Genomic DNA, 19,646 nt, shown 5'->3' with positions numbered 1-19,646 from the left:
TTAAAGATAATCATGAGTAAAGGGGAGTCAGCATGGAGTGGGTACAAAAAACGTTTGCCGAACTATCGAAGCAGGAGTTGTACGAGATTTTACAGACAAGGGTGGAAGTTTTTGTAGTTGAACAGGAGTGTCCTTACCCTGAAGTGGACGGCAGAGATGAAGACAGCCTACATATTTGGATGGAGAAAGAAGGAGAAATGGTGGCCTACTGCCGGATTGTTCCCCCTGATGAAGGGGAGAAGTATCACAGCATCGGCCGCGTTCTTGTCAAAAAGGAAGATCGAGGAAGCGGGTATGCCCGTCGAGTGATGGATCGGGCGATTGAAGTGCTGAAAAAAGACTACAAGGTCAATTACATCTGGTTACACGGCCAGGAGCATCTTCGCCATTTCTACGGTTCTTTTGGATTCAAGGAAGTTTCTGAGGTGTACCTTGAGGATGGTATTCCGCACGTGGATATGCTGATGGAGGTCTAAATCGTTTCGATTTCTCTTTAACCGGGAATGATAGCTTTGTGAAAAGTTCCCGAATGGAGGTTTTGAAATGAGTCCGCAAACATTTACTAAACAATACATTAATGGTCAGTGGAAGAGCGGTTCCAGTGAGAAATATGTAGATAACGTCAATCCTTATACACAGCAAACGATTGCTTCCATCCCTTCAGCAAATGAGGAGGATCTTAATGAAGCATACGATGCAGCTGTAAATGCTCAGGAATCATGGATGACGACGCTCCCTGCCAAAAAGCAGGCGTATTTTGATCAACTGTTGAAAATTGTCCATGAGAGGAAAGATGAGATTATCGATTGGCTCGTGAAAGAAGCGGGCAGCACGCTTGTTAAAGCAGAGGTGGAATTTCAGGCGGCCGTCGGCATCATCCGGGAATCGGCCAGTTTTCCAACACGGATGAGCGGGCAGATTCTACCGTCCAACACTCCAGGAAAGGAAAACCGGGTGTATCGTTCGCCGAAGGGTGTCATCGGCGTCATCGGGCCTTGGAATTTCCCTTTCCATTTAGCGATGAGATCCATCGCCCCTGCGGTGGCGACAGGGAACACTGTGGTCGTAAAGCCGGCGTCAGATGCACCAGTTACGTCAGGGTTGTTCATCGCCGATCTGTTTGAAGAAGCAGGATTCCCTGAGGGTGTAATTAATGTGGTTGTGGGTCGAGGATCAGAAATTGGAGATGCTTTTGTGAAACATCCTGCGGCGAAGCTGATTTCCTTTACAGGATCGACGGAAGTGGGCAGCCATATCGGTGAACTCGCCGGAAAATATATTAAGGAGACAGCTTTAGAGCTTGGCGGTAACAATGCCATGATCGTCCTTGAAGATGCGGATATCGATCAAGCGGTGGAAGCGGCAGCTTTCGGGAAGTTCCTGCACCAGGGGCAGATTTGCATGTCGTTGAACAGAATCATCGTGGATGAAAGTGTACATGATACGTTTATCGAGAAATTTAAAGAGAAAGTAGAGAGCTTGAAAGCCGGCGACCCGTCTGAGAAGGATACCGTCATTGGGCCTCTCATCAACAAGGATGCCATTGAACGGATTCAGGAGGATGTGAAAGAAAGTGTCGGTCGAGGTGCTGAAATACTCACCGGTGGAGAGACAGACGGCAGTGTCATGCAGCCGACCGTGTTGACGGGTGTAACGAGCGATATGCCGATAGCGAAAAATGAAGTCTTCGGACCTGTTGCTTCTGTGATCAAAGTTTCATCAGAACAAGAAGCGATTCAAGCAGCGAACAGTTCTCCATATGGATTGAGCGGTTCTGTATTCACTCGTGATGTCCATCGTGGGGTAGAAGTTGCCAAACGTGTGGAGACGGGTATGATTCATGTGAATGATCAGTCCGTGAATGATGAAGCCCACGTGGCTTTTGGTGGTGAAAAAGAATCCGGACTCGGACGTTTCGGCGGCGAATGGGCATTGGATAAATTTACAACAGTGAAATGGATCGGCGTGATGAATGGTTATCGCGAGTTTCCTTTTTAAATCGAAATAAATGAAATAAGAATGAGAAAAAGCAGAAGCTTAACAGTTGGAGCTTCTGCTTTTTTTTCGTTCATGTATGAGGTATTCCTGAACTTCCCATTTCGGGCCGGATTGTATATATCCATTCAATTTTTCAGCATACTTCACAGCTTCTTTTTTCTGGTGGAAAACCCTGTCCCTACGATCAATAGGGTCTTTTAAGATTTCTAATAAGCGATCATCCTGCCTGATAAGTGCATACATTGTGAACCCCTCCTGTATGGTCGTTGTAGGATATTTGTATAAGATAATTAAAATACATTTTGAATTAGTATTCAATGGTTATTTTCATAAAAATTTTCCAACAAACAGACTTGTTTCGACAGAAGAAGGCGTTTGATATACGTTTGGTTGTTGGACTGAATGATGCTTATGGTTGTTATAGTGAGAAAACAAAAGACAGCACCTTCAAGTTGAAAGTGCTGTCCTTGATCTTACTTCTGTTTAAATGATTTAAATCGTTCCACCGCATCCCGCAATGTTTCCTCCGAATTGTTCAATCCGATGCGCACATACCCCTCTCCATGCTTACCGAAGCCGATCCCTGGGGCGACGAACAATCCTGTTTCTTCCAATAAATCATCCGCAAAGCCTTGGGATGTATAGCCTTCAGGTACTTGCAGCCAAGTAAAGAAAGAACCCTGGCAGGGAGCCACATGATATCCCGCTTCTTCTAACCCATGGACGAGAAGGTCACGTCTTTTTTCATAGGTTTCAGCAAGTTCTGTGACACATTGTTGTGAACTTAGTAAGGCAGTGGCTGATGCTTTTTGCAATCCCCCGAAAATACTGCAGAAATAGTGGTCCTGAATGACTTCCAGCGCATGAATGACGTTGGGGTTACCGACAGCGAAAGCGACACGCCAGCCGGCCATATTGTATGTTTTAGACATCGTATAAACTTCAACGCCGACATTTTTCGCACCTTCGAATTGCATAAAGCTGAGCGGCTTGTTTCCATCAAACCCAATCGCCCCATAGGCAAAGTCGTGAACGACACAAACATCGTGCTTTTCTGCTTCTTGGATGGTTTCCACAAAGAAGTCCTCATCAGCCATAGCTCCCGTCGGATTATTGGGGTAGTTTAAGAACATGAGCTTGGCTTTTTCCCAGCTTTCTTCATCAATTTCTCCATAGTCAGGCAGAAAGCCATTCTCTTCACGAAGGGGCATGGACTTCATTTCTGCACCGACCATTTCAATGCCGGACCAGTAATCCGGGTAGCCAGGGTCGGGAACAAGCGCGACATCCCCTGGATCAAGGAAGCACTGGCTAAGCTCAACGAGACCTGTTTTGCTTCCAGGCATAATGGCGACTTCTGTTTCAGGATCAATGTCCACATCATATTCACGCTTGTAAAATTCAGCCACGGCTTCTTTTAAGAACTCATATCCGTGGAAGGGAGGATATTTATGGAAATCTGGGTTTTCAGCCGCCTCTTTTAGTGACTCGACGATGTGGGAGGGGGTGGGCTGATCAGGGTTTCCCTGTCCCAGATTCAAGGTGTCATATCCACGTTTTTTGTATAGATTTAATTTATCGATCATAGTTGCGAAAAATTGGTCCGGAAGCCGCTGGATGGCTTGGGATGTTTGGAAATGCTTCATGTCCTTCACCTCGAATGATTTTTTTGAAAAGTCGTACAAAAAGATAATATCGTTAGTTTAACATGAGCGAAGTTTGAGTGGGAACCATATAGGCAAAGAATAAGAGAATAGAAGGTACGTAAAAGGAGTGAGTGGAATGAATTTCGTTATTATCGGAGGAGATGCTGCCGGGATGAGTGCAGCTATGCAAATAGTAAGGAATAGTGAGGGGCATTCCATTACTGTGTTGGAAAAAGGAGGAATCACCTCTTATGGGCAATGTGGCCTGCCGTATGTATTGAGCGGGGATGTCGAGTCTACGGAAGACCTAATCGCGCGTGACCCTGAGACATTTCGCGAAAAATATGGCATTGATGTCCGCACCTACCACACGGTAACGGAAGTGGATTGTGATCACAAAATCGTTTACGGAAAAAATCATGAAGGTCTGGGATTTGAGTTGTCCTATGATCGTCTGCTTGTGGCTTCTGGTGCAGCACCTGTCATGCCCCCCTGGGAAGGCCGGGAGCTTGAAGGAATTTATACATTAAAAACTATTCCTGATATAAAGGAGATCATGGCAGCGACTTCAAAGGAGAAGGAACATGTGACCATTATCGGTGGCGGTTATATAGGGCTCGAAATGGCCGAAAGCTTCGTGTCGATTGGAAAGAACGTACGGTTGATAGACCGCGGACCTCAACTGGCGAAAATTTTCGATGAGGACATGGGGGAGCTTGTTCATGCAGAGGCCGAACGGAACGGTGTGGAACTACATCTTGGGGAATCGGTCGAAGGATTCAAAGGGGATCAGCACGTCCATTCCGTCATCACGGATCAAGGAGAATATAAATCCGATCTTGTTCTTGTCGCCGTAGGAGTGACACCTAACACCTCCTTTATGAAACATACAGGCGTTTACAAAGGAATGAACGACGCAATTGCCGTGAATGCATTTATGGAGACAAGCATACTAGATATCTATGCTGCCGGGGATTGTGCGACCCAGTATCACCGGGTTAAGAAAAAGGATGATTATATACCTCTAGGCACGCATGCCAATAAACAAGGGCAAGTCGCAGGACTGAACATGATTGATCAAAGAAGGTCGTTCCGAGGAATCGTGGGCACGTCGGTTTTGAAGTTCTTCGATTTAACCCTTGCGCGCACCGGTCTTTCTGAACGGGAGGCAGAGAAGGAAAAGATTCCTTGTAAAAAAATCACGATAGAATCCACCCATGCTGCCGGTTATTATTCCAAGGAGAACCGGATGACATTAAAAATCGTTTATCATGAACGAACCGGTCAGTTGCTAGGCGCTCAAATCATAGGCGGGCTAGGAGTTGATAAACGTATCGATGTCCTGGCCACTGCTTTATTCCATGAAATGTCGATGGATGAGTTAGAGGACTTGGATCTCGCTTACGCACCTCCTTATAACAGCGTGTGGGATCCTGTACAGCAGGCAGCCCGTAAAGCAGACTGAATCGTGTAGGAAGGTCTTTATGTATGGTAGGATAGGAATGAAGCACCATACAGGAGGATTCATGCTGTGAATACAGATTTATATAAAAAGGCGGAAGCGTTCATTCGCCAATACCATCAGGAGCAACAGCTTTCTGGTATTGATGAGAGACTCAAAGGAATCGAACGGGAAATTGTTGAAACGGGAAGTTATACGCACACCTATGATGAGCTTGAATATGGCGCCAAAGTTGCCTGGCGGAACAGCAATCGCTGCATTGGACGTCTTTTCTGGAATAGCTTGAAGGTCTTTGATGCCAGGCATGTCAATACAGAGGAGGGCATGCGCAATGCCCTCCTCGAACACTTGGATTATGCTACGAATGATGGGCGTATCCGATCGACGATTACCATTTTCAAGCCCAAATCCCCGGAGACGGAAGTACGGCTTTGGAATCATCAATTGATTCGATATGCTGGTTATGAAGAAGACGGAACTGTGACAGGAGACCCGGCTTCTGTTGCGTTTACGAAGGAATGTCAGAAGCTCGGATGGAAAGGGGAAGGCACGTCGTTTGATGTATTGCCTCTTGTCGTCCAAATGGATGGGCGCGAGCCCGTATGGTATGATCTTCCATCTGAAAAGGTGAAACAAGTGCGCCTGCGTCATCCGGAATTCACTTGGTTTGAAGACTTGGGTTTACGGTGGTATGCGGTCCCTGTGATTTCTGATATGCGTCTTGAAATCGGTGGAATCGATTATACGGCCGCCCCATTTAATGGCTTTTATATGGAGACAGAAATCGGGGCCCGTAACCTCGCTGATGACTTTCGGTATGACCTTTTACCAGTTGTCGCGGAAGCCATGGGTCTTGATACAAAACGAAATTCTTCCTTGTGGAAGGACCGCGCCTTAATTGAGCTTAACCAGGCTGTGCTGTTTTCTTATCAATCCGATGGGGTAAGCCTTGTCGATCATCATACAGCTGCCCAACAGTTCCATCAGTTTGAGAAAAAAGAGCAGTCGTGCGGCCGTGAGGTCACGGGTGACTGGACATGGCTCATCCCGCCCGTTTCGCCAGCAACGACCCACATCTTTCATTCGGCCTATGAAAACCGGATGGACACACCCAACTATTTCTATCAGATTCCGGCCTATGAAAAAAATCCTTCCGATTGATTTGGAAGGATTTTTTTCATTTTCTTATTCAGATATATGAATCGGTATACGATGGTTGAAGCACTCATTCATACAAATCCGGTCGTCGGTCCTGGAAAATAGGGATCTGTTCCCGGATTGCCTCGACAGCCGTGAAGTCAATATCAGCATACACGATTTCTTCCCCAAAACCACCTTCAGCCACTACGCTGCCCCACGGGTCCACAACGATGGAATGACCTCCGAACTCATTGTTTTGATCAGCACCTACACGGTTGCAGGCGATCACAAAGCATTGATTTTCAATGGCTCGGCTGATCAATAGATTACGCCAATGCTCCACCCGAGGTTTAGGCCATTCAGCTACGACAAACAACCCGCGCGAACCATCAAGCATGTGCGTTCTCATCCATTCCGGGAAACGGATATCATAACAAATGACACCCGCCACCGGTACATCTTCAAGGTGGAAATTTCCTTTTTGATTACCTGATTCTAAAAACTTTTCTTCATTCATCAAGCGGAACAAATGAGCTTTCCGGTAGTTGAACAGCCGCTCACCTTTCGCGTCATAGGCAACGAAGGTATTATAGAACTTACCGTTTTCTTCTTCAGCGATGGAGCCCGCAATGGTGACCTTGAGTTCCTGGGCTAATGAAATTAAGAGCTGATGCGTCGGCCCATCAAGTGTTTCTGCTATTTCTTCAAAACGGGAAAGATCATAACCTGTCGTCCACAATTCAGGTAACAAGATGACCTCGCTTCCTTGTGCGGCGGCTTCTCTTATTTTCTCCTGTGCAGATCTTCGGTTCTCTTCAGGGTTACCGAAGACGATATCCATTTGAATGATTGCTATTTTTGTTGTCATCCTATCACCTCATTTTCTTCTTAGTGTATCAAAAAATTCTGACGTTTCCCTAATGTTTTCAATTAGGATTTTACTTGAATGATTGGATTTCATCTCCACCCTTCATTCTGTGTATCGAAACAAACCGCCCATGCTACAATAAATATCAAACGCTATTCAATGATATGGCAGGATTGTGGAAGACTCAGTTTCGAGACACTGATATAGCAAAGGGACGGAGGCTCGCCGCTCTTGCGGAAAGCGAGCTATCCCCCGCAGCCCCCATACACTCAACAAAAGTCTCGAAACTGAGTTTTGAATTAAAGGGCATATCTGCTAGAAAGAGTAAAAGGACGTGGGAATATGTTTGAGTTGTTTCTTCCGATGCTTGAACGGCTCGGGATTATAGTAACGGTCGCTTTTATCATTACTCGCTTCCGTTTTTTTCGGGAGTTGATTGATCAAAAAACGCTGGATCAACGACAGCGGTACATGGCGATCGCTTTTTTTGGTTTGTTCGGGATCATTGGTACATATACAGGCATTACTTATGATACAAGCTCCCTTGATTATGGACGCTGGGCTTATAATCTTGTCGAATCGGAAGCATTAGCGAACTCCAGAGTCGTTGGAATCGTGGCGGCCGGTCTTTTCGGAGGATACCGTATCGGAATAGGGGCTGGAGTCATTGCCGGTTTGCATCGTTTTTCCCTTGGTGGGTTCACGGGGGTCGCCTGCGGAATATCTGCTGTGGTAGCAGGAATCATCGCAGGTTACTTCCATAAAAAAGAGGAGCCGCTGAAACTGAAGACGGCTTTATTTGTGGGAGCCCTTGCGGAGATGGTCCAGATGGGTATTATCCTTCTTATCTCTAATCCATTTCCGCGCGCATGGGGGCTTGTCCAGGAGATCGGTGCACCCATGATTGTAGCCAATGGAGTCGGTTCCGCATTGTTCTTACTAATCATTCGGAATGTTCTTCATGAAGAAGAGAAGGTTGGAGCTTTGCAGGCGCAAAAAGCGCTAAAGTTGGCAGAATCAACGGTTTCATATCTGCGAAAAGGGCTGACGATGGATTCTGCAGAAAAGGCGTGCCGAATTATTTATGGGGAAGTCCAGGTGAGTGCAATCTCCATGACAGATAAACAAAGAATCCTTGCGCATGTCGGAGAGGCTGATGACCATCATAAGGCGGGAGAGCCGATTCAAACCGACGCCACTCGTGATGTCATTGAGACAGGAGAGCGTGTCGTAGTCAGTCATGAAGAGATTCAATGCCAACAGACGAACTGTCCACTCGGGGCAGCCGTTATCGTTCCATTGAAAAAAAGGCAAGAAGTGGTCGGAACCTTAAAGTTTTATGTTTCTTCACAAAAAGAAATCTCGAATGTGCTTTTGGAATTGATCCAGGGGTTGAGTGCTCTCCTTAGTCAGCAGCTTGAGCTAGCTGATGCTGAAAAAGCCCAAGAACTCGCACGGGAAGCAGAAGTGAAGGCTTTGCAGGCACAAGTCAATCCGCATTTCTTATTCAATTCGCTGAATGTTATCGTTTCGTTGACCCGTACGGAGCCTGACCGAGCAAGGGCGCTGCTTATAGCGCTTTCCAATTTCTTCAGGCAAAACCTGGGGGCGACCACCAAAACGTGGACGTCTTTAAAAGAAGAGTTGAGACATGTAAAGTCCTATCTTCTCATCGAAGAGACGCGTTTCGTCGATCGCCTTCATGTCCACTATGATGTGGATGAGTCTGCATTATCAGTCCGAATCGCTCCTTTAACCTTACAGCCCCTGGTAGAGAACAGCATTAAGCATGGAATCAAGGATCAGGAAGGGGGAGCGGAAATTACGATTAGTGTCCATAGAGATGGTGATCACGTCAAGATCAGCGTGGCAGATAACGGAAAAGGCATTGACCCCATGAGGCTGCGCACCTTGGGAGTACAGTCGGTCGCTTCTGAGGAAGGGACGGGATACGGGTTATATAACGTTAACAAACGCTTGGAATACATGCACGGAGAGAGTGCGAAACTACAAATTACGAGCGAACAAGGACAGGGGACAACCATTGTATTTGCGGTCCCTCTTCATGAAAAGGAGACAGGGTCATGAATGAAAAAATCACGGTGATCATCGTTGATGATGAGCGATTCAGCCGGGAAGAATTGAACTTTTTATTAAAACCTTACGAGAGTATTGAAGTTGTAGGAGAAGCGGGGTCAGGGGATGAGGCAGTTATGCAGACGTTGAAGCTTCAGCCGGATGTCCTGTTTCTTGATGTGGAAATGCCGAAGATGGATGGCATGGCGGTAGCAAAAGCGGTACAAGAACTCAAGAAGGTTCCTGAGATCGTGTTTGCGACTGCGTATCCAGACTTTGCGGTCGAAGCATTTCGGCAGAAGGCCATCGATTACCTACTCAAACCTTTTGATGAGGAACAGTTGAGTGAAACCGTGGAAAGAATAGAAAAGAAATTGAAGCCGGCGGAGGAGAGGACCGTTTCCCCACCTTCCAAACTGGCCGTAGAAGTGGAAGACACGATTGAATATCTGGATCCCTCTGAAATTATGTATGTTCATAGAGAGGACCGTGTCACCAAGATTGTCGGCAAACAAAAGGTTTATGAAACGAGGGACGCTCTCAAAGATGTGGAGCAGCGTCTTCAAGGGTTTTCTTTTTTCCGGATTCATAAAAGTTATTTGGTGAACTTGGATTACGTCCACAGGTTAACTCCTTGGTTTAATGGAGCCTATCAATTGGAACTTCAAGGAACGGAGGAAAAGCTTTCGGTCAGTAGAAACTATGTGAAGGAATTACGAAAGAAGCTTGAACTGTAATCAGACTGTATTTCAATCCTTTTTTTCGACATCTTGGACATCAATCTTGACATGTTGAACAGGATAACCTCTTTTGTAAGCGTTATCTTGCTATATTATATGTAAGCGATTACAGATAAACGCGACAAGGAGGATACACAATGATTACTTTTCTAGTGAGTATTGCACTTTTAATTATCGGTTATCTTACGTACGGTAAATATGTTGAAAAAACGTTTGGCGTCAACACAGGACGTGAAACGCCTGCTTATTCTCATGGTGATGGTGTGGATTACCTGCCGATGGGAGAGAAAAAGAACGCTTTGATTCAACTCTTAAACATAGCGGGTGTAGGTCCTATTTTCGGTCCGATCCTTGGTGCTTTATATGGTCCCGTCGCTTTCCTATGGATTGTGTTTGGAGCCATTTTTGCCGGAGCTGTCCACGATTATTTGACAGGGATGATATCCATCCGGAACCGTGGCGCTCACCTGCCTGAGCTTGCAGGGAAGTTTTTAGGTAAAGTCATGAAGCACGTCGTCAACGCGTTTGCGATTCTTTTGCTTGTCCTAGTAGGAACTGTATTCGTTACAGCACCTGCAGATCTTTTGCACAACATGACAAGCAGCTGGCTTGCTCTTCCTGTTATTCTACTTGTGATTTTTGCTTACTATTTATTAGCAACGATGCTCCCGATTGATAAAATCATCGGACGGTTTTATCCGATTTTCGGTGCCCTTCTACTCATTAGTGCAATTGGAGTTGGAGTCTCACTTGTCGTAACAGGTGCACCAATCCCAGAATTGACCTTTACCAATATGCACCCGGATAACGCACCGATTTTCCCACTGTTATTCTTAACGATTTCCTGTGGTGCCCTGTCAGGTTTTCACGCAACACAAACCCCTATCATCTCAAGAACGACACAACAGGAAAAACAAGGACGTCGTATTTTCTACGGGATGATGATTGCAGAAGGAATCATTGCCATGATCTGGGCAGCTGCGGCTATGAGTTTGTTCAATGGTTCTGCAGGGTTGAATGAAATCCTTGCAAGCGGTGGACCAGCAGCTGTGGTTAGTGAAGTTTCCGTAGCTATGCTAGGTGCCGTCGGTGGTACACTTGCTGTCCTTGGTGTCATCATTTTGCCAATTACATCAGGAGATACTGCATTCCGAAGCGCGCGTATGATTATTGCTGACTATATCAAAATTCCACAAAAGAAGATTATGAGTCGTGTATGGATTGCCCTTCCATTGTTCGTCATCTCCTTTGCGCTGACCCGCATTGATTTCACTTTGCTGTGGAGATACTTCTCCTGGGCAAACCAATCGACAGCCGTCATCGCGCTCTGGGTAGGAGCGATGTACTTGTTCCTATCACGTAAAAACTACTTCATCGCTGCCGTTCCTGCGACCTTTATGACGATGGCGACATTCACCTATATTCTGAATGCACCGATCGGATTCGGATTGTCACTGAATGTTTCCTACGTTGTTGCAGCCATCGGTACCGTTATGGTTGTTGCAGCCTTCATCATTGCCGCCCGCCGGGGATTACAGAAGGACATTCCATTAGAGGAAGATCTGAAACGAACCGCCTAATGTTAAAGAGCACCTACTTTGAAAAGTAGGTGCTCTTTTTTTGTCTATGGGTCCTTAGGTTGGGTGGGATGATGATTTTCTCTGTTATGATGTCGAATACTCAATTAATGGTGTCGAATTCCTCAATAGCATTGTCGAATACTCAATTAACGGTGTGGAATTCTAAAATAGCGTTGTCTAATCCCTCATGATCTCTGCAAAGCACTCTTTACCTTCGTATAGATCGTCATGTTTTTCTTAACGATGAAAGGGTATCCTTTATAGGGAAAGGAGAGATTGTTGTGGAACAAGAAATCCAAGAGAAACAAGGGACGTTTTTTATAGGAGAGGAACACGATCCGAAAGCACAGCTTCTTTTTGAAGAACATGACGATGCTATGGTCATTACAAGCACTTTCGTGGCACCGTCTGAACGTGAACAGGGTTTGGGCGGGGAATTGATTGATTATGCTGTGAACTATGCACGTAAATATAAATTGAAAATTGACCCGGTCTGCTCCTTCGCCCGGGAAGTTATTGAAAATACACCGGAATATCAAGTGGTGTTAAAAGCTTAGAGGGGGAGTTTCTGATGGTGAAAATAAGGGAACCTGAGGAAAAAGACTTGATGCATTTTACAAGGTACAGTATCGATTTTCTTCACGTCACCAGTTCTGAAATGCTGACCAATGAAGAATTGAGGGATCGTAAGTATTGGGCGGCAGATCAATTTCTAGCAAAGAACCCGAAACAAAAGCTACTAGTTGCTGATATGAATGGAAGAATCATCGGATATGTCCTTGGCATTATTGAATCCCATGCGGAAGAGGATGTGTATGGATATGTCCGGGAAGTATTTGTGGATGAATTTTATAGACGGGAAGGCATTGGCACAGATCTGTGTGACGGACTAATCAAATGGATGTACGAGCAGAATGCAAAAGCTATACAGGTAAGCCTAAGGCCTCATCAGAACGGGGTAAGTGAATTCATCCGCAAAATCGGTTTTTCTTCTGTCAGCACCCTTTATGAATACCAGTCAGAAAGATAAAGGATGTTTTGGAGAGGAGAAATAGAATGAAAAAGGCTATGTTGATCGTCAATCCTTCTTCAGGAAAAGAGGAAGCCGTCGATCATGTTGAACAAATCGAGCACATTTTATCGGAAAAAGGATACGAAGTGGAAGTTGCTCAAACAGAAAAAGAGCTGGATGCCACAAAGTATTGCCAGAATGCCTGCAGAGACGAATTCGATCTCGTCGTTTCTATGGGGGGAGATGGTACCCTCCATGAGACAATCAATGGGATGGTAGACGAAAGCCACCGACCGCATTTGGGAATTATTCCACTGGGAACAGTCAACGATTTTGCAAGAGCTCTTGATATTCCACTCAAGGTTGAAGAGGCTATTGATGTTCTCCGTTCCGATCAGACCAAATCTGTGGATATTGGGAAGTTCAATGACCAGTATTTTGTTAATATTGTAGCAGCGGGATCCCTTGCTGAAGCGACATATGAAGTGACACCTGAACAAAAAACGAAATTTGGCCCGCTTGCGTATATGATGGAGGGGATGAAAACCTTGACCCAGCATAGCAGCTATCCAATGCGGATCGAATATGATGATAAAGCCTGGGAAGGAGAATCTTTTCTTTTCCTGGCGGCCTTAACGAACTCAGCAGGCGGATTTGAAAAATTATCTCCGGAAGCGAAAGTGAATGATGGGAAGATTCACGGGTATATCGTTCCTAAAGTAAATATGATTCGTCTCGCATCGATTGTTTCTGCTATTCTTCGAGGTGGACTTAAAGATGAGCAGGATGTCGAATACTTCAAAGCGGATCATATCCGTATTACATCGGAGGAAGACCTGGTCACGAACGTCGACGGAGAAGAAGGAGATTCCCTGCCTGTAGAATTGTCCGTTCTTCCATCTCACATATCCGTTGTTGTAAAATAGGTAAAGGCTGTCATGGGTACAGCCTTTTTTTCTGTGCCATACTAGGAGTGAATGAGGTGCATCTTATGAAGAAACCAGATATGGAAGATTACTTACAGGAAGGCATTTATGGAAGTCGTCAAACAAAACCAAGAGAACGAAAACAATACCTCGGTACGTTAAGAGAACGAGTCCTGGTCGCTTTGACGAAAGGGCAGGTGATGCGGCAGCAGGGGGAGGAAGAGTTGGTGGATCTCATGAAAAGCTATCCCGATGCCAAACTGCTTTTGAACGGAGATGTGAGTTACCGTTTTCTATCTCCATACATGGATCTAGCCGAGGAACATAACATCCATCACTCCATCATTTCGAATAAGGAAACACATTCAGAATTCGGGGCAGTCCTCACTTTGGATTATGCAATTGAAAAAGAACACATAAGGATTAAAGAACAAGAGGAAGTAGGAGAGTCATCGGAGCAGAAAGGATGGACAGGCTTCTTCAAATCTCTTTTTAAACCATCAAAATAAAAAAGGCTGCGGATCATCCGCAGCCTTTTTTCACACGTCCCTCTCATAGAGAGAGGCCATTTTCTATTTGTACTGATTCAAGAATCTTGCCAGCCCGACGATAATAATAGCGAAAGAAAAAAGTATCATTGCAATGTAGCCGGCGTAGAACAAGAATTGATCGAAAAAGTTACCAGCTGAGTCGCCGATGCTGTAAAGCGCATATCCGGAAAGAAGAGCAGCTAGAAACAGGAACACACGGTTGTTGAAATCCATCTTTATTCCACCTCCTTTGTACTTTCAATATATGATGTACAAACGTGGAATATTTAGTTTTTTAAAAAATAATTTGCCGGCTTGTCCACACAGAACAAGGACTTTGTCTAATATAATCTCATTATTCAACTATTTGGCAGGATTGTGGAAGACTCAGTTTCGAGATGTTTTTTGAGTGGATGGGGCTGCGGGGAATAACTCGCTTTCCGCGGGAGCGCGGTGAGCCTCCTCGGACTGCGTCCTGTGGGGTCTCACCCTGCACTTTTTTCCCGCAGGAGTCTCGCCATTCCCCTCCGCCCCTTTTCTATATCAGTGTCTCGAAACCAGTTCTCGTATAATCTGCTATTTAGTTTGGTGGGAGTATAAGGATAAAACTCCTATGCTCAGGTATTAAAATCCTGAAAGCTTGATACAGAGCGTTTTATGCTTTAATCGAGATAGTGGAAGACAATCCAATTTGGTGAAGGGGTTCGTTTTTCTTACATGAGATGGGGTGGTTGGGAAGCTGCGAGACTCCCGTGGGAGAAAGGAGATAGGCGAGATCCCACAGGGCTTTAGCCCGAGGAAGCTCGCCACTCCCCCGCAGGAAAGCGAGTAGCTTCCCAGCCACCCCTGACGCTCAACCCCAGCAACGTACCCTGAACCATCTCGAAACTGAGTCTTCAACTAAAGGGAGCTTTAGTGATATAAAAGAGGATAAAAAAAGCCCCCTTTTGAATGGGCAAAAGGGGGAGATGGTATATGTCTTTTCATTGAAGGAAGACAGACCATGAAATCTACAGGTTATTTTTCCTGGCGGGGAAAAATAATAGGGTGATTCGACGTAAGAGACAAAAGAGAGTACTCAAGAAAGAAATGAATACCAATGAACAAATAAACCATGTGCGAAGTCGTGGACAACCAGCACAACAGCGCACTGCACGATTCAGTATCTCTTTTGCTATTCTATATTGTATCACCTTTTCCCTGGTTGCTGCTTTGGGAAAAAAACGTCTAAAAATGATAACTGAATAGAGGTTTTCAGAAAAAATTTTCTCAAGTTTTGACTACTATTGGTAAATTGTAAAATATATTCAGAAGAGTGATTGTTGAAAAAGCATGAATCCTGTACACTTGAACTATCAACTATATGGAGTGGAGAACATGGATGTAAGCAAGATCCAACTAATGATTCAAATGCAGGCCATGTCTATGTTAGATAATCGTAATTCGAACACTTTATCAAGCGGGATGCAGGATATGACGTTTCAAAGCCTGCTGAATGCAGTGATGGAGCAATCGATGCGGGAGAGTATACCTTCCGTGCCAAAGCGCTTTTCACAACCAGTGAATAGCCCTATGACACAGCAGGTACCAGTTCCTGTGGAGAAAAGTCAGGAAGGGAACAATATTGCGGAAGTAACCAGTGGAAACGCGGATTTGGATAAGCTCATAAAGAAAGCTTCAGAACGTCATGGGGTTGATGAAAAATTGGTACGTTCCGTGGTGAAGGCTGAGTCAAATTTTGATGCTGGTGTCGTCAGTTATGCAGGAGCTCAAGGGTTGATGCAGCTTATGCCCGCTACAGCCAGGGGACTTGGCGTGACCGATCCATTTAATCCTGAGCAGAACTTGATGGGTGGAACAAAATACTTGAGGCAAATGCTCGATCGTTATGATGGCAATACCGAATTAGCGCTTGCTGCATATAATGCAGGTCCTGGGAATGTCGATAAGTATGATGGTGTACCACCATTCCGGGAAACGCAAAATTACATAACAAAAATATTAGGAAGAGCATAAAGGAGCGCGGGTGTCTGATGTAGACCCCGCGCTTTTTAGTTACAGAAATATAGATCCGCTTGTTTAAAGTGGAGCAGCACTATAATACACCCGTCTCTTATTTATCTGGTTCAAGTTCCCGGCTCATCTGCATGTATTGATCAAAAACGACAGTCATCTCTTTCAAGCGGTTGCGGACGTCTTCGTCAATGAGCTCTCCCTGAGTGGAAAAGTGATTCGTGTGTGTGTACACGTAGTTTGGTGTCACCATACACCGGAAGTAATTCAGGATTGGTTTTAATTGATTCTCTACGACGAGGTGATGTTGCAAGGTCCCACCGTTGGCGACAATGGATACGGGTTTATAACGCATGGCAAGAGGCGATACGGCATCGAATACGTTTTTCAAAGTACCTGGGATGGATCCTTGAAAAACGGGAGTAGCGATGACATAAGCATCGGCTTCTTCAATTTCATGGATTAACTTCTTCATATCATCATTGTACTCTTCAGCTGGGCGGCCATCTACGAATTGAAGTTCGTAGTTCTCGAGGTCAACGATTTTTGTCGTGTGGTCCGTTGGCAGTTGTTGTATATATTTTTCGATTTCATCAAGGAGCGTCCGGGTCTTTTTCCCGACGATCGTTCCGTTCAATAGTAGGATCTTCATGACAACTTTCTCCCCTTCAATTTTCTTTGAGCTATGATATCCTATGCAGAACTTAAAAAAATGGGCTATGTAGCTAAGGGTAGTATGTGTTTGGAACGCCCGAATATCTTATGAAATTCTGAATTATAGTGCGGCACAGCGTTCAACCGTTTTCCGATACGTGGAGTAGGTGTAAATCACCGAAACGGTTGCGATTATGTGGTATAGTCTCTTTTCTTTTTATGGTAAAGTATACGTCTTATTTAAGCAATTGTGAGGATTGTGCTTGCTTCCTGTCAGAATAAGAAGGTTATAATAGGAGGGAGGAGGGAAGCTGATGATCCGTTTATGGCGAAGAATTAAGTTTCTTTTCAATGTCAGAAAATCTGTGCCGTTTCTTGTACAATTTTTCAAATCAAAAGATGTGAGTGCCGGGAAGAAATGGTTTTCCGTTGTACTCTTAGTGGCATACCTTTTATTCCCTTGGGACATCATCCCGGACTTCCTCGTATTCTTCGGTCTTGTCGATGACCTTGCTGTTTTTACTTACATCATGCAATGGATGGTGAAAATGGCTCCTGTGGATCTCCAAAAGGAGTACCGGGTCTATGATGAATAGAAATGTTTAATCAACGGCAAGATGAGGAATGTAACTGTAGTAGATTCAATAATTAGTCAAGGAGTGATGGATAATGAGTAAAGTAATGTTTACCGCACATGCAACAGCACAAGGTGGAAGAAATGGCCACGTTAAGTCAGATGACGGTTTAATTGATTTGAACCTTTCCATGCCTGGTGAAGGTGATGAAAAAGGATCGAACCCAGAGCAATTGTTTGCTGCTGGTTATTCCGCTTGCTACGATGGGGCATTGAACCTGGTTGCAAGTAAACAGAAGAAAGACATCGAATCTGAAATCACTGCTGACGTCAGCCTTATGAAAGATGAAGCAGACAATGGTTTTAAAGTAGGCGTTGTCCTTAATGTGAAAGTGAAAGGCGTTTCTCAGGAAGAAGCTGAATCACTTGCTGAAGAAGCACACAAAGTATGTCCTTACTCTAAAGCAACGAGCGGGAACATCGACGTTGAAATCAATGCGAGCGCCGTATAAAAGATAACCTTTTCATCCCTGGTGGAAATTCCACCAGGGATTTTTATTTATAGGAAGGGAAGAATAGCTGTAACGTATGAGATGTGATTCGTATTACTACCAGGCCTCCTGGTAATTATGGTATTTTATAGTCGAAGGGGTGAAGGCGATGAAAATCACCGACCAAGCGAGAGATTTGTTGAATCAAATCTTAGAAGATGAAGATGCAGGATGCCTGCGCTTGTTTTTTGCTGGGTACGGGTGTGGTGAACCAGATATCGGTATGACGATTGGTGAACCGGAAGGTGATGATGAACTTCATCACATCAATTCAATTCCCGTGGCTATAGACAGTAGAATTGTGCATCTGACTGAAACTTTGACAATTGAAGGGAAGCAGACAATGGAAGGGCCGAAGTTTCAAATGCTTGGGCTTCCCGAAAAAGACTGTTGAATAGATGCCCACAGTTTTGTGGGTTTATTTTTATAGGAGGACGCCCTGGAGATAGGGGCCTCCTTAATGAAATATACATATAAGAAAAGAGGATCACTATCCATCATGATGGCATCAGGACACCAGGTTGTGGGCTTTACTTTCGGGGTGGGAGCAATGACATTACTCCCTACGTTCGAGTGGATGCCTGAACAGCCTCTCCAAACGGTTTTATTTTTTGTGTTCGTCCTTTTCGGCTCGCTTCTGCCGGACATCGACACACCAACATCTACCCTCGGCCACAAGTTTTGGCGGGGACTTATGACGGTCTTTACTGTCGCTTTTCTCTGTTATTTGTTTGTACCAGAGTATTTGGATACATATCGAGAACAACTGAAAATTTTCGTCATGCTGCTTCTCCCTATTCTCATCATGATTCGAGGACATAGAAAAATGACCCATTCCGTGCTGTTTGTCGGTGTACTTATCGGTTACGGTATTATCCTTGAGCAAGCTTTCGCCATTCCCCGCATGTATATTGGTGGTTTGATCATAGGGGTGATTTCGCATTTGTTTGGTGATTACATAACGAAAAAAGGCATCCCGTTAGCTTATCCATTTTCAAAGAAGTACTTACAGTTCATTTTTACTTTCCGAACAGGATCCAACAGTGAGCGTCTCATTGTGTACAGCCTGCTTTTATGGAACGTATGGTACCTCACCTCAAACATTTTCTGACACTACATTCTAGTAGTGTCTTTTTTTATACCCATTTATTAAACAATAGGGCAGCAATGTGTAAGACTCAGTTTCGAGATGTGTCCGGGGTTCGTTGCCTTGTTGGGCGTCAGGGGTGGTTGGGAAGCTACTCGCTTTCCTGCGGGGATGACGGCAAGCCTCCTCGTGCTACGCACTGTGGGGTCTTGCCAGTCCATCCATTCCCGCGGGAGTCTCGCAGCTTTCCAACCACCCCTTTCGATGTAAGTGAGAAACGAACCCCTGTACCAGGTTGAAAGGTCTTCCACTATCCTGGTGTGATTAGTATAAAGCGCTCTATCAAAAGCTTCCAGAATGATGAATGGTGTCCTTGGAAGTCCATTCCGTTCGAATGACAACGTGTAAAAGCAGCTTATTCCAGAAGTGGTTTCGAGATACTTATATGGCGAAGCGGCGGAGGGGGATGGCGAGAATCCTATCTTAAGTGTGCAGGCGCATTGGTCAGCGGCGTATGAACTGGACTGAGCTGGCGGAGATAAAGGAAACACGAAGAACGGAGTGATTCGATGTTGACTTATCGTACAGAAGCGAGGGAAGTCTCACTAGCCGCTAGGCGCCGGAACCGGAAATTGAAGAGGAAAAAAGGGCATGGTGAGACCCCACAGGACGCAGTCCGAGGAGGCTCACCGCGCTCCCGCGGAAAGCGAGCTATTCCCCGCAGCCCCCATCCACTCAACAAAAGTCTCGAAATCAAGTCTTCAAGTATAGGGAGCGTTTATGGAATAA

General features: G+C 45.1%; 21 protein-coding genes. 16 read left to right on the top strand and 5 right to left on the bottom strand.

Annotated features, from left to right (window positions below; genetic code table 11):
* The first annotated feature begins 32 nt into the window (after positions 1–32).
* Entirely contained in the window at positions 33–476 is a 444-nt protein-coding gene (locus ACQ4XT_RS03645; protein WP_446852546.1) for a GNAT family N-acetyltransferase, read from the top strand.
* Between the two features lie 67 nt (positions 477–543).
* Positions 544–1,998 carry an aldehyde dehydrogenase family protein gene (locus ACQ4XT_RS03640; protein ID WP_446852545.1) on the top strand — a complete coding sequence of 485 codons (1,455 nt, stop codon included), beginning with the start codon at positions 544–546 and terminating at the stop codon, positions 1,996–1,998.
* A 39-nt stretch (positions 1,999–2,037) separates the two neighbouring features.
* Here ACQ4XT_RS03640 and ACQ4XT_RS03635 read toward each other — a convergent pair whose 3' ends face one another.
* Positions 2,038–2,241: a hypothetical protein gene (locus tag ACQ4XT_RS03635; protein ID WP_446852544.1), complete on the bottom strand. Its 204-nt coding sequence runs from the start codon at positions 2,239–2,241 to the stop codon at positions 2,038–2,040.
* A gap of 230 nt (positions 2,242–2,471) precedes the next feature.
* On the bottom strand, positions 2,472–3,644 hold the full coding sequence (locus ACQ4XT_RS03630) for a pyridoxal phosphate-dependent aminotransferase (protein WP_446852543.1): 1,173 nt from the start codon (positions 3,642–3,644) through the stop codon (positions 2,472–2,474).
* Between the two features lie 136 nt (positions 3,645–3,780).
* Here ACQ4XT_RS03630 and ACQ4XT_RS03625 point away from each other — a divergent pair, with 136 nt between their 5' ends.
* Entirely contained in the window at positions 3,781–5,109 is a 1,329-nt protein-coding gene (locus ACQ4XT_RS03625; protein WP_446852542.1) for an FAD-dependent oxidoreductase, read from the top strand.
* A gap of 66 nt (positions 5,110–5,175) precedes the next feature.
* Positions 5,176–6,267, top strand: coding sequence for a nitric oxide synthase oxygenase (locus ACQ4XT_RS03620; protein ID WP_446852541.1), 1,092 nt, complete (start codon positions 5,176–5,178; stop codon positions 6,265–6,267).
* A gap of 64 nt (positions 6,268–6,331) precedes the next feature.
* Here the strand turns inward: ACQ4XT_RS03620 and ACQ4XT_RS03615 are convergent, their stop codons facing one another.
* Positions 6,332–7,114: a carbon-nitrogen family hydrolase gene (locus tag ACQ4XT_RS03615; protein WP_446852540.1), complete on the bottom strand. Its 783-nt coding sequence runs from the start codon at positions 7,112–7,114 to the stop codon at positions 6,332–6,334.
* A 342-nt stretch (positions 7,115–7,456) separates the two neighbouring features.
* Here ACQ4XT_RS03615 and ACQ4XT_RS03610 point away from each other — a divergent pair, with 342 nt between their 5' ends.
* From ACQ4XT_RS03610 to ACQ4XT_RS03580, 7 genes are all read left to right on the top strand, one after another.
* Positions 7,457–9,202 carry a LytS/YhcK type 5TM receptor domain-containing protein gene (locus tag ACQ4XT_RS03610; RefSeq protein ID WP_446852539.1) on the top strand — a complete coding sequence of 582 codons (1,746 nt, stop codon included), beginning with the start codon at positions 7,457–7,459 and terminating at the stop codon, positions 9,200–9,202.
* Positions 9,199–9,927 (top strand): LytR/AlgR family response regulator transcription factor, encoded by a 729-nt coding sequence (locus ACQ4XT_RS03605; protein ID WP_446852538.1) that lies wholly within the window; start codon positions 9,199–9,201, stop codon positions 9,925–9,927. The genes ACQ4XT_RS03610 and ACQ4XT_RS03605 overlap by 4 nt, the downstream gene beginning before the upstream one ends.
* 140 nt (positions 9,928–10,067) lie before the next feature.
* Positions 10,068–11,510, top strand: coding sequence for a carbon starvation CstA family protein (locus tag ACQ4XT_RS03600; protein ID WP_446852537.1), 1,443 nt, complete (start codon positions 10,068–10,070; stop codon positions 11,508–11,510).
* Positions 11,511–11,791: 281 nt separating this feature from the next.
* Positions 11,792–12,067 carry a GNAT family N-acetyltransferase gene (locus tag ACQ4XT_RS03595; protein ID WP_446852536.1) on the top strand — a complete coding sequence of 92 codons (276 nt, stop codon included), beginning with the start codon at positions 11,792–11,794 and terminating at the stop codon, positions 12,065–12,067.
* 14 nt (positions 12,068–12,081) lie between these two features.
* Positions 12,082–12,540 carry a GNAT family N-acetyltransferase gene (locus tag ACQ4XT_RS03590; protein WP_446852535.1) on the top strand — a complete coding sequence of 153 codons (459 nt, stop codon included), beginning with the start codon at positions 12,082–12,084 and terminating at the stop codon, positions 12,538–12,540.
* 26 nt (positions 12,541–12,566) lie between these two features.
* Complete coding sequence (locus ACQ4XT_RS03585) at positions 12,567–13,448, top strand: diacylglycerol/lipid kinase family protein (RefSeq protein ID WP_446852534.1); 882 nt, start codon at positions 12,567–12,569, stop codon at positions 13,446–13,448.
* Positions 13,449–13,513: 65 nt separating this feature from the next.
* Positions 13,514–13,957 carry a YueI family protein gene (locus tag ACQ4XT_RS03580; protein WP_446852533.1) on the top strand — a complete coding sequence of 148 codons (444 nt, stop codon included), beginning with the start codon at positions 13,514–13,516 and terminating at the stop codon, positions 13,955–13,957.
* 63 nt (positions 13,958–14,020) lie between these two features.
* Here the strand turns inward: ACQ4XT_RS03580 and ACQ4XT_RS03575 are convergent, their stop codons facing one another.
* Entirely contained in the window at positions 14,021–14,212 is a 192-nt protein-coding gene (locus ACQ4XT_RS03575) for a hypothetical protein (protein WP_146818359.1), read from the bottom strand.
* Between the two features lie 1,113 nt (positions 14,213–15,325).
* On the opposite strand from ACQ4XT_RS03575, the gene ACQ4XT_RS03570 reads away from it, so the two are divergent.
* The gene (locus tag ACQ4XT_RS03570) at positions 15,326–15,994 is read left to right on the top strand and encodes a lytic transglycosylase domain-containing protein (RefSeq protein ID WP_446852532.1); all 669 of its coding nucleotides are present in this window, start codon (positions 15,326–15,328) and stop codon (positions 15,992–15,994) included.
* Between the two features lie 97 nt (positions 15,995–16,091).
* Here the strand turns inward: ACQ4XT_RS03570 and ACQ4XT_RS03565 are convergent, their stop codons facing one another.
* Complete coding sequence (locus ACQ4XT_RS03565) at positions 16,092–16,643, bottom strand: NADPH-dependent FMN reductase (protein ID WP_226594245.1); 552 nt, start codon at positions 16,641–16,643, stop codon at positions 16,092–16,094.
* Positions 16,644–16,959: 316 nt separating this feature from the next.
* Between ACQ4XT_RS03565 and ACQ4XT_RS03560 the strand changes: the two genes are divergently transcribed.
* The 4 genes from ACQ4XT_RS03560 (at position 16,960) to ACQ4XT_RS03545 (ending at position 18,881) form a co-directional block, all read left to right on the top strand.
* The gene (locus ACQ4XT_RS03560; RefSeq protein WP_160916551.1) at positions 16,960–17,241 is read left to right on the top strand and encodes a YkvA family protein; all 282 of its coding nucleotides are present in this window, start codon (positions 16,960–16,962) and stop codon (positions 17,239–17,241) included.
* Between the two features lie 73 nt (positions 17,242–17,314).
* On the top strand, positions 17,315–17,731 hold the full coding sequence (locus ACQ4XT_RS03555) for an organic hydroperoxide resistance protein (protein ID WP_160916549.1): 417 nt from the start codon (positions 17,315–17,317) through the stop codon (positions 17,729–17,731).
* A gap of 148 nt (positions 17,732–17,879) precedes the next feature.
* The gene (locus ACQ4XT_RS03550) at positions 17,880–18,164 is read left to right on the top strand and encodes an iron-sulfur cluster assembly accessory protein (protein WP_446852531.1); all 285 of its coding nucleotides are present in this window, start codon (positions 17,880–17,882) and stop codon (positions 18,162–18,164) included.
* Between the two features lie 66 nt (positions 18,165–18,230).
* Positions 18,231–18,881, top strand: coding sequence for a metal-dependent hydrolase (locus tag ACQ4XT_RS03545; protein ID WP_446852530.1), 651 nt, complete (start codon positions 18,231–18,233; stop codon positions 18,879–18,881).
* Positions 18,882–19,646 lie beyond the last annotated feature (765 nt).

The sequence above is a fragment of the Halobacillus sp. 12SKB genome, from assembly GCF_052941655.1.
This window is presented reverse-complemented; position numbering and strand designations above follow the sequence as displayed.